General features: G+C 53.5%; 5 protein-coding genes. 3 read left to right on the top strand and 2 right to left on the bottom strand.

The annotated features are described in order from the left end of the window. The 3 genes from COY37_RS01140 to COY37_RS01130 all read left to right on the top strand — a co-directional run. Nucleotides 1-2,870: fibronectin type III domain-containing protein (locus COY37_RS01140; protein WP_286975602.1), on the top strand; the 2,870-nt coding region annotated here is incomplete at its 5' end. A 291-nt stretch (nucleotides 2,871-3,161) separates the two neighbouring features. Then, nucleotides 3,162-3,872, top strand: a complete 711-nt coding sequence (locus COY37_RS01135) for a tetratricopeptide repeat protein (RefSeq protein WP_286679122.1) — start codon at nucleotides 3,162-3,164, stop codon at nucleotides 3,870-3,872. 4 nt (nucleotides 3,873-3,876) lie between these two features. Continuing rightward, nucleotides 3,877-9,366 (top strand): multiheme c-type cytochrome, encoded by a 5,490-nt coding sequence (locus COY37_RS01130; protein ID WP_286975599.1) that lies wholly within the window; start codon nucleotides 3,877-3,879, stop codon nucleotides 9,364-9,366. Nucleotides 9,367-9,424: 58 nt separating this feature from the next. Here the strand turns inward: COY37_RS01130 and COY37_RS01125 are convergent, their stop codons facing one another. After that, nucleotides 9,425-10,534: a NapC/NirT family cytochrome c gene (locus tag COY37_RS01125; protein ID WP_286679120.1), complete on the bottom strand. Its 1,110-nt coding sequence runs from the start codon at nucleotides 10,532-10,534 to the stop codon at nucleotides 9,425-9,427. Then, nucleotides 10,531-11,598 (bottom strand): cytochrome c3 family protein, encoded by a 1,068-nt coding sequence (locus COY37_RS01120; RefSeq protein WP_286679119.1) that lies wholly within the window; start codon nucleotides 11,596-11,598, stop codon nucleotides 10,531-10,533. Before COY37_RS01120 ends, COY37_RS01125 begins: the two co-directional genes overlap by 4 nt. Between the last annotated feature and the right edge of the window lie 261 nt (nucleotides 11,599-11,859).

The raw sequence follows: 11,859 nt of genomic DNA, 5'->3' as shown, positions 1-11,859 counted from the left end.
TATTCGACCTCTCCGTAGACAACGATTCGTCAACGGTAAGCCGGATAACGCTATCAAAAGCATCGACAACAACGCCGCAGGCAAGCTTTGCAACCGATATCAAACCCGGTGGGATAAAGTTATGGCTGGATGATGGGGATAGTACCTTTACCGCAACTGGTGATACGTTAATAGCCACTGCTACCGTTGCAAGCGAGCAGGCAATCTTTAGCAACTTGGATAGTTACCTGGATGTAAAAGACCCGGCGCATAAGCGGCTTTACGTCACCATGGATATCTCCCCCACCGCACAGACGGGGGTCAATATCGGAACAAGTCTGGATGCGACTTCATCGGTTGTCGTCTCAAGCCCGGATACCGTCTCGGCGGCAGCGCCGCTGGTGTCGACACTCAGGATGATCGGCTTGTCGGGGGATAAGCTCACCGTCTCAAATGTTTTACTGCCCAACATCGATGCGCAGCAAAGTACAACGAATACCCCGGGCCAAGAGCTTGCGCTTCACGCAGATCCGGGAGACGGTGTAAACCTTACCGGTATTAACGTCGCCCTTACGGGGGTGCAGGATTCCGATATAAGCGCGGTCAAACTCATCTGGGATAAAAACAGCAACGGCATCTATGACTCGTCTACCGACACCGTGCTTGTCTCGACCAGCACGGCCCCGGGGATGATGGCCCGGTTTACCATACCGGGCGGGCTGTTCATCAACCCGGATACCACCGAGACCGTGCTCGTGGCATACGATCTTTCAATAACGGCTAAAGTCGGCGCTATTATCAACAGCAATGTTACCTTTAGCACCGATACCGCCCAAAGCGGCGTACAGGCGGCCGATCCGGACTACACCAACAGTTTCGGCACCCTCTCGGGCGCATCGATAAGGATTACGGACTTGCCGGATACGCTTGTAATCAAACAAACGGCGGTTGATGGCGGTAACGTGGTCGTCGGGACGACCAACCATGTCATGCAGGTGCTCGACCTCTCGGTGCCACAGGATATGGTCACGCTCACATCGCTTTCGGTCAACCTTACGGGTACGGCAACCAGTAGCGACACCGCAACAAACGGGATTAAGCTCTGGTACGATGCGGATAACAGCAACTCGATTACCCTGGCGGATTGGCAGCTTTCAAGCGCGAAGACCTTTATCGGCGGAAGCGTTACCTTTGATAACATCAAGCTTGCGCCGATTTCACCCACATCGCCCAAAAAGTTGCTCGTAACGTACTCGATTTCTAGCACCGCAAATATCGGTGTAACCATCGGCGCCTCGGTCGACTCGACGGGTAGCGTCGGCGTGACCCCGCCGGATTACGTTTCACTTGAATCAACATCCGGACCGGTCCCATCGCTTGCGAGCGCGTTGCATACAATTGCGCCCGTACCGCCGACCGCACCAACCGGATTGGTGGTAACGGCGGGAGCCAATATGCAATACGCGCTCGACTGGAATACGAATCCGGCCGGCGAACACGTTGCCGAGTATGATGTCTATAGGTCCGACACCGAGTTCGGCAGTTATAGCCCGGTCGGCACGACCACGCCGACCCAACCGCATTTCGTAAACGCGGTTCCGTCTGCGGCCGACTACTGGTATAAGGTCTCGGCGAAGAACGTGACCGGTGAGAGCGTAAAGAGCGCGGGTGCGACCGCAACCAAGGTTGACATAACCGTTACGGTCGATACGACCGGCACAACGACTACTATCGAGAGCGCCAACGCGACGGTAAAGCTCATTATTCCGCCGAGTGCGGCCTATTTGGGTAAAACATTTACCATCCGCAGTGCGCCAAAACCGTCCGGTGTTAAAGTAGTAAGCAGGTTCTATTACGACTTTTCAACTACTGCAACCCAGCCGTTCAACCCGGCGCTCATGCTTGTGCTGCGGTGCGACAGCTCGCTTACCGGTATGCAGGATATCGCTATTTACCATTACACGAATCTCGGCAAATGGGAGCAGGCCGATGGCGGTCGGTACTTCTTCAGCACCGATAGCACCGTGGCGGTTCCCAATATGAACACGTTTGATATTGGCTACACCAATATCACCGGCTTCTCAGGATATGCCGCGGCGCAGATATTCTTCGGCGGGTACAATTACCCCCTGCAATACACCGATACGGCAACGGCGGGACCGCACGGCAACTATACCAGCACGACCAACAAATGCAAAGAATGCCATGCGGTGCACCTGGCGATCGGCACGTATGACCTGACCAGAGTTAACGCAAGAAACGAGACCTGTGATTTCTGCCACGGGATCGGCGGCGTTGCAAGCAAGCAGGTCACCCTCGACCAAAACGGCCACGGTGCGGACCCGGGCCGGGCCGAAGTGACGGCGCCGGGCGATACCGATATACCGTACAGTAAAAACGCCAAATCCTGGGGATGCCTTGAGTGTCACTCAGCGCACGATAAGCAGACAACTAAACTGGCGGGCTTAAGCTCGGATAAGCTGCTAAAAGCCGATCCGAATCCGCTAAAGAACAAGAACTACTTATATTATACTCCCGTAGTTGGAGAAACAACGCAGACCATAAGCCAGTGGTGCTCCACATGCCACAATGCCAACTTCGGGCCGAGCACGGATTTAAAGACGGTGCTCTTCGGCTCAAAGACAGGTCGGGTTGCCGGCCACAGCTCCTCTTCGCAGGGCTCGACCACCACGCCTGACGGCTACGCAGACGTAAAGTTTAACGGTACCGGGCCTACCTGCCAGCAATGCCACCCGGCGGACGGGCGTATCGGCACGAGCGAGTTCCCGCACTCATCGGGCTCAGTGCCCGGCATGCTCAGGTCGGGTATCACGCAGCGCGGGATGGACGGCGTTTGCACGAGTTGCCATAATACAGTGACCCTACCATAGCTAGATAGGCGCGCGGTCCCTAAACTTTTAACCCCACCGTGTAGTTTGCACGGCTTGTAAAATGGGCCATTAACTGGTATATTACTTAGAATTCAAGCTTTTATGTCAGAACCCTCAAAATCGGAAACCAAGCGGTTACTTAGTGCATAATTTCGGCTGTAGCAGTCATGATTATTAGGTTGGTAGTAATTATTTCGTTAGTCTTTTAGCTTTTAGCTTTTAAAAGACTATTTTTACGAACATTTTTACAAATAGTTCTAGAACATATACGGAACAGGCCGGTGAGCATCAGTGACGAGCGCCTTTGCTAAGCCACCCAAGCGCCTATTTAATAGATGGTTAGTAGTAAAATATTTAGGATTTTTTCTGCTTATTGCCGCAGCGATAGGGACGGCATATTACGTCCTTGGCACCCGCTCGCACATATCCCCGACGCCACAGTTAAAAGAAGAATCATATAAAGCCTACCGCAACGGCGATTTTAGGGGCGCTATCGTAAAACTGACTGCCTACTTGAAGAATAACGGTAGCGATCAGGAAGCGCGAAACGTCCTTATAACAAGCTACGCCCAGGTCGGCGATCTTAAAGCGGCGCTTAAAGAAAACGAGACCCTGGTAAAGGCAAAGCCACATGACGCCGGGGCTCTCTACCGGGCCGGTCAACTATCCAACCAACTCGGCCGGTCGGCGGATGCTATAGCTTACTTCAAACGTGCCACAACGATAGACCCAAGCGTCGTGCAATTCCATTACCAGATGGCCGAAACGTATACAAACCGGAGGCTCTACGCCAAGGCCCTTACGCAGTGGCGTGCTACTCTAGAAACGCTCCCCGGTAATAGCCCCGCCCGCTCCGCCGTATACAAAAAAATCGGCGATATCTACACAATCTTAGAGGAGCCCGGCAAGGCTAAAAAAGCATATAGAAAAGCCTCTGCTACGAATACTGTCAACAGCACGCGGAATCATTACGAAAAGCAGCCTCAGAAAGTGAGGCGGTAGGTTAATGCGAGCACGAATAAAAGGCCGCCGGAACAAAACAAAGCTCAAGCTATCGTTAATAATTGTTCCGCTGATTCTGGCCGCGATATTGGTCCTTGCTTTTAAGACGACCAGCTTTGCTTACAAGACAGATGGCCGTATGGTTTACGGAGCATCGGGAAACGCCACCCCACAAGCCCGGCTATGGGATCAGGAAACGTCGGCTACCGGGGCGCCGGCGGGTACACAGGCCGCCAATACCGTAATAAACTGGACGATAAACCAGGCGGCCCCAAACAGAATCGAGAACATCGCAGGCACGTTGACAACAAACGCCGGCGCGGGCAGCAACCTTTATATCCAGCGCTGGAACGGCTCCGCCTGGTCTAACGAATGGAACGTGAGTACGGCCAACGCCAACTTTGCGAGCAGGCGAAGCTTTGATGTCGCCTATGAGGATACCTCAGGCCACGCGATGGTCGTCTACTCAACCGGCACCAATCCCCAATACCGCATATGGGATGGGAACTCCTGGACGGCCGCCGCCAACACCCTCCCCGCGGATGAAGCCACCAACGTCGAGTGGATCGAGCTTGCCTCAAGGCCGAACAGCAACGAAATCGCCCTTCTCTACGCGATTAACGACGGTACGGGCGGCTACACATTGAAAGGCATTATTTGGGACGGAAACGCCTGGGGAAACCAATCGGCGGCCCTAGAGACCAACCTCGCATACGCAAGCGCAGCCGGCGACACCAAATGTTTTGATGCGGCTTATGAGAACAGCGGCGACCTCCTGGTCGCTTTCGGCTGGAATAACACCCCTAATAACCAACTTGCCGCCCGGTATGTAACAAAGCCGGCCGGTGGCGCATGGGGAGCGCCTACCGCCTTTCCCACCTGGAAGGATGAGGCGACTATCATGCAGCTTGCGCCAGAACCCGGAGGAGACCGTATCGCCGCTGTATCAGCGGACAGTAAGAGCGATGATATGCAGTACGCCATCTGGGACGGAGCAACCTCAGCCTGGATAAACCCGGTGGCCAACGCCGACAACTCCATGTATGACTTAGCCGGCGTGATGGGTGAAATGCCGATTGCGGCCGGTTGGGTAAGAACCGGTGCCTCGCCGTGGGCTATTGTCGTTTATGCGGATAACGCCACCAATGCCATCCACTGGTCGCGCTGGAACGGTTCGGGCTGGGGCATACAGACCGATTGGAACCCGGGGCACGCTATCGGCTACTTGGCCTGCATCAATATCGACCGGCAGCCCGGCGAAAACAAGGCGATGGTTACCATAGGTGACAGCAACAGCGACTTGTGGGCGATGACGTATGACGGTTCGACATGGGCAAACGCCGACGGTGGGGTGGCTCTTACGACAAATTTAAGTAGCGCATCATCGGTTCCCTTTGACTTTACGTTCGACAGGTATGCGATCACAAACGAAGCGAACGGTACCGATCCGGCAAACAAAACAGTGGCAAAAACCTCAACGAACATCGCGCTCGACACCTTCACGCTTAACACGAATTCAGGCATCGATACGGTTACCGACCTTACCTTCGCCGGCAATGCCGACTTTATCTCTAGCAACGTTACCAACGTCCGGCTTTTCAAAGATAACGGAAGCACACCCAACGAGTGGGATTCTGCGGATACCCTCCTCGGCACGGGCTCAATTGCCGGCACAACCGCCACCTTCTCCGGGCTTAACGTCGATATCGGTAAAACCACCGCCCAGTACCTAGTGGCCTTTGACGTAGCCGGTACAGCCACCGATGTTTCAGTTACCGGAACCGTCTCCGCGATCACCTGCACTAATACCCTCCAGGGAAGTGATACGTCAAGCGCCACCATAACCATCGATGCCACGCCGTCCGGCCAGGCAACCGGGTTTTTTGCAAGCGATGGTGACGATGCCCAATCCGACCTGTCCTGGACCAACCCGACCGATCCCGATTTCTTAGGGATAAGGATTATGCGCCGCAGTGACGGCGTCTATCCAACGGGGCCGAGCGATCCGCTGGCCCAGCAAGTCTGGGAAGATACCACAACCCCTGTCGCCATAACCTACACCGATATCGGGCCGCTAACAAACGGCATAGCATACAAGTATTCTGTGTTTACCCGCGACGCGGTTGGCAACTGGAACACAACCGTTACGCCCGGGATTAATGCGGATACGGGAACCCCGGGCCCAACGATTACCGTCACCAACTCGCCGGTGGCGACCGATACCCTCCACCAGGGACAGGCCGGAGTCGTCATGCAAAAACTCGGCTTTAGCACCGATTTCTCAACGGCAACGCTTAACTCGGTGACGGTCGACAGGACCGGCTCGGCGTCCGACTCCGATATCTCGAGCGTAAAAATATTTACAGATCTCAACGGCAACGGGGTCATCGATGGCGGGGATACGCAAATAGGAAGCGGTACGTTTAGCGGCGGGTCATCATCGCTCTCCGTAACGCCCCAGACCATAACAACGACCCCATCCTGCCTGCTCGTGGTTTATGATATATCCGGCTCGTCGAATACCTCGGTTACCGCCGGATCAAACATAGTTAATCAGAACTCAATCAGCGCCAGCGGCGCTTACCAGGTGGCGGCTTTTACGAATTACGGCTCGAATACTCCCAACATTGCCAGCGACACCGTAAGCGTCACCAGCACCGCTATAGCAACCGTTGCACACCGGGGCCAGAGCAATACTACCATGCAAAAGCTGGGTTTCTCAACAGATTACGGCACTGCTTCGCTGACAGCAATAAAAGTGGCTAAGCTCGGTACGATACCGGATAACACCATCACGGCGGTAAAAATATTTACCGATCTCAACGGCAACGGGGTCATCAATGGCGCCGATACCGAAACCGGAAGCGGCACTTTTACCGGCGGACAGGTAACTATCACCTTATCGTCACCGCAGGTTATTACCACGGCACCAAGCTATCTTCTGGTCGCCTACGATATTTCGGATACCGCTGTAACCGGGGATACCCTCGGTTCAAGTATTGTCGACGAGTCCTGCATTACAATAGCACCCCCCGATACAGTGGCGCCCTTTGCAAACCTGAACTCTAATTTGCCGGCCATTAGCGGATCTGCCGAATCGCTGGAGGTTTCCCACACGCCGCCGCCTGATTTTAACGCCGATCAGGGTTCGCAAAATCAACTGCTGGATACGTTAAACCTTTATGCGCCCGCTGGGGACGGCGTCGTGATTAACGGTCTCCGCATCGATGAGGTCGGGACCGCATTCGATTCCGACCTGACCTCTGTCGCGTTGGTGCGTGACAGCAACGCAAACGGTGTGTTCAATCCGGGAGTCGACATCGAGCTTGCATCAACTACGTTTTCAGGCGGTAGGGCAGATTTCCCCTTCTCTTCCTTTGAAATCGCGAGTGATTCGACCGAGACGCTGTTTGTTACGGCACACCTATCGAATACCGCCAATATCGGCGCCACTGTCAAATCAAATATAGTGGATGCTGGTTACTTTACTATGTGCCACCCTGATACCGTTACACCCTTCGGCGTTATGGGCAGCGCCGTCCTGACCATCCAGGATAAGCCGGATACGCTGGATATCGCTCAGACTGCCGTAGACGGCGGGAATATCACCGCCGGAACAAGCGACCACGTCGTGCAGGTACTCGACCTCTCTACGGTTGAAGATACCGTGGGTCTGACAACGCTTACCATCAACCGCACCGGAACAGCGACCGACAGTGACACCGCCCAAAACGGAATTAAGCTGTGGTTTGACGCTGACAACAGTAACTCGCTCAACCCTGGCGACCAGCAGCTCTCCACTTCAAAGACGTTCTCGGCAGGGGCGGTCACATTTAATGGTATAGGCCTTGCCGCAATTAGCCCATCTGCATCCAAAAAGCTGCTGGTAACGTACTCGCTACCAAGCGATGCGGGGGTCGGGCGAACTATCGGCGCTTCAATTGAGAATACTTCAAGCGCTGTTGTGGGTTCGCCCGATAAGGTATCGCTTTCAGTGACACCTCTCTCAAGTATCCTTCATACGATTACCCCCATACCGCCGACCATACCGACCGGCCTGCAGGTTGCCGCCAATAGCAACAGCAAGTTCAACCTTAATTGGAACGACAATCCCGCCAACGAATACATAACGCACTACGATATATACAGGTCAGACTCGGCCAACGGGCCTTTTAACCTGGCAGGATCAACCGGCGGAAGTGGAAGTGCCTATGTGGATACCGTCCCATCACCCGGTAATTACTGGTATAGGGTTTCCGGCGTTAACGATACCGCTGAGAGCCTACAAGGCTCAACGGAGATCGCGGCAAGCATTATTGCGGATGATAAAGCGAGTTCGATTACCACGGTAACCATCGAGAGCGCGGATGCGGCCGTTAAGCTGATCATACCGCCTGATGCAACATATACCGATGAGACCTTCACGATAATAAGCGCCGCAAATCCCCCGGCCCCGGGCATTCAGCTTATCAGCAAGTACTATTTCGAATTTCAGACGAATGTAGCTGCGCCATTCGCCCGGCCGCTAACTCTGATTTTCAGGTGCAATAGGATTATCGAACGCTCCGATGTCATCTACCATTACAACGACAGCGATAACAAATGGGAGGTGGTAACCGGCGGGCAATACGTCTATGATGATAACGATCCGTACACTATCGGATATACAAATATAACTCATTTTTCCGGCTATGGCGTCGGCGCAGCCGCTTTCGGTGGATACAATGATCCCCTGCAATATGTCACAACACCCGGCCCGCACGGAGGCTACACCGATACAACCAACAAGTGCCGGGAGTGCCATGCGGTTCACATAGCGACCGGAACATACCGGCTCACACGAGCCAATGTGCGCAGCGAGACCTGTGATTTCTGCCACGGGGACGGCGGCGCATCGATCAAGCATATCGTGCTGGACGAGCACGGCCACGGCATCAGCACCGATCAGGCGGAAGGGATAGTGACCGCCCCCGACGATACCGATCCACCGTATACTAAAAACGCCAAACTCTGGGGATGCCTTGAGTGTCACTCGGTGCACGATAACCAGACGATTAAACTATCGGATCTCTCTTACGGTAGGTTGCTAAAATCCGATCCAAACCCGGCTAAAAACCAGAACTATCTTCATTACACACCGGTAGTCGGAGAGTCCACACAAACCGTGAGTCAGTGGTGCTCTACCTGCCATAACGCCAACTTCGGGTCAAGCGCTGAGTTAAAAACCGTAGCGATGGGGGCGATAACCGGTAAAGTTGCGGGGCACAGCTCATCGGCCCAAGGATCAACTACGACGTCGGACGGCTTTGCCGATGTGAAGTACGATGGAACCGGGCCGACCTGCCAGCAATGCCACACGGCGGCTGGAGGAAGCGGCACGAGTGAATTCCCGCACTCCTCGGGTTTACCCCCCGCCATGCTAAAAGCAGGCACTACGGCAACGGGTATCGATAACGTCTGCACCGGCTGCCACAATACCGCATCAGTGCCTTAAGCACTTCCTTAAAGCCTTGCGTGCGTCCCGAACCCTTTCTAAGATCGGTGCAAACCAACTATGTACCCGTAATAGCTTTTACCTTGAAGTTGAGCATGTCGGTATGGCACATCATACAAAACTCGACCTTATGGCAATCAGCGCAAGGCTCTGCCCGGGCCTTAAGCGCAGGACCGTGCTCCTTCACCCAATCCTCGCCGTGCGGGAAGACGCTGGGGTGGCATTTCTTGCAGCTTTTTTGGTCGTGGCATTCCCAGCACAGCTTCTTGCCGACAAACGCCTGCAACCCATGCCCTCCATTCGCCCAGTCCGCTGGATGAGGAACTCGAATAGCATGACAAGCAGTACACGTACTCGCTGTGTGACATACCTTGCAATTGATCGAATCCGGGATATGTACCGGCGGGTAATGCGACCTGGCTATGCTAGGTGTAATCCCGCTTCCTTGCGTGTGACACACCGGACACTCCGCCGACGCCTTCTTCTGGTTATGACAATCAACGCAGCGGCTCATCCCGAGCTTATCAAGTTTTCTCTTATCAATGTGAAACATCCGCTTTGCAAAATGGCAATCGGTACAGCTATAGCCCGCCTCAAGAGGCTCCTTATGCTTGATTCTGATAGTGCTTACCTGCTCAACAGAGCCCAGAATACGTTTATGGCACCGCAAACACGCCTCGTTCGTAACCTGCGCCGAGGTAACATCACCGACCACCTTAGACTTGGCAAATACCATCTCGATTAGCTGAAACTTCTCGATAAACACACCGCTTATACCCAGTTCCTGATGGCATGCGAGGCAATCGGCGTTCTTGTGCATTGAGGCGTGAGACGCCTTATACGCCTGTTTCATCTCATGGCAACCCGCACAGAACTCAGGCCGTGATGCGAACTCCATAACAACCCCCAGCGAACCTATGGCAACAACACCGAGCACCAGCCCTACAATATAGCTCTTGCGAACACGACGGCGAAGCTCCTTTGCTTCAAGGGGTTTGAGCTTGTTCTTCGATGGTCGCACAAAGATGATCGCGATGAGAATCAGGAAAATAAAGACCGCGAGAATGCCAAGACCGATGAGTATCGGTATCTCCCTCATGTGCAGCTCGGGCTGCTTAATAACCGCTGTTATGTGTTTGATTAACTCGTTAAAGTCGAGTTGTTTCACTGTTTCTTCTTCCCCATTATTTCCACGTCGATGCTATGCTTGTCATGGCACCGGTCGCAATCTTTCTTAATGTGACACGAAAGGCATGTTCCCCGGCCGGCAATATCCACTTCCCATTTATGAAGGGGCAACCAGCTCGGCGGGTGCGGCATCGTTATTTTATGGCAGCCTCTACAAAAACTTTCTTCTTTATGACAGATATTGCAATCATCGGGGTTGCTCTCGGCCTGCTGCCCGTGTATGTACGGCCAGCCTTCCTGGTGCGGGACCGTTGAGTGACACCGGTTACAATCTTTTTCATAGTGGCATGCCTTGCAAATATAGAGGCTTCGTGCGCCGTGCGTCTTCGCCCAATTTTTGTCGTGCGAGATGCCCCAATCCGTAGAAGGCTTCATTCCAAGCCATACATCGCCCTGGTGACAGGTCTCGCACCGCGATGACGCCTCTTCGTCGTTATGACAGGAGCTGCATTTCTCCATCATCGAGACGCCGCTTTTCGCCGCCGCACCCTTATGCGCAATCTGTGGATGGCATTCAGTACAGTTTATGCCGGCGTCGACCACCTCGGCGTGGCTCATCATCACTTTAAACTTAACCTTTAAGCCCCGCCGCACATCCCCGTGGCACTCCAAACAGACGTCGTTGCCAACCTCAGATCTGACGGGATATTTGTAACTCCCGGAAAAGTAGTTGAAAGTCATCCTTAATTGCTCTAATTTTTGAATAGGCAAAGCCATCATGTTGGATTTTTTATGGCAGGCAAGACACCCGATGCCTTTATGGCTTGATGTGCGCAACTCAACTGCGGGCGCCCTCATAGGATGGCACGATTGACATACCAGCTGGTGAGAACTCACTGTTGAGAGTACAACCATAACAACAATAGTTGCGACGGAAAAAACGGAGATTGGAAGGCCGAGGATCTTGTTTTTGCCGAATTTGGCGAATATGCCTCGGACAACAAAGAGAAGGGCTATTAAGAGTATAATGGAAAAAGAAGAGGCCGCGATAACTATATATGTATCGCTAACCATTCCCAGCAATGCCGATAAACTTTTAGGCAATACCACCTGTTAAACTACCACCAATATTCATAGATTGCCTGCTGCTTGCCCCTCTTTACGTGCAGCAAAGTAAGGGGTTCCGGTACATACGAGTGATGGTGTCCTTTGAAAAACCAGCGGCCTTTAGCACAATAAATTATAGCATACCCGGACACGCACTGCATGCTTTGATGCTATGATTAAGCCTAGTACCGCGACATCCTACTTTCTGTGCATGTCATTCTGAAGGAGCGAATGCGACTGAAGAATCTTGGGTGCAGA

This window comes from Candidatus Aquicultor secundus (genome assembly GCF_002791875.1).
Taxonomy (GTDB): domain Bacteria; phylum Actinomycetota; class Aquicultoria; order Aquicultorales; family Aquicultoraceae; genus Aquicultor_A; species Aquicultor_A secundus.
The sequence above is the reverse complement of the archived record's forward strand: the minus strand, read 5'-3'. Positions and strand labels throughout refer to the sequence as shown.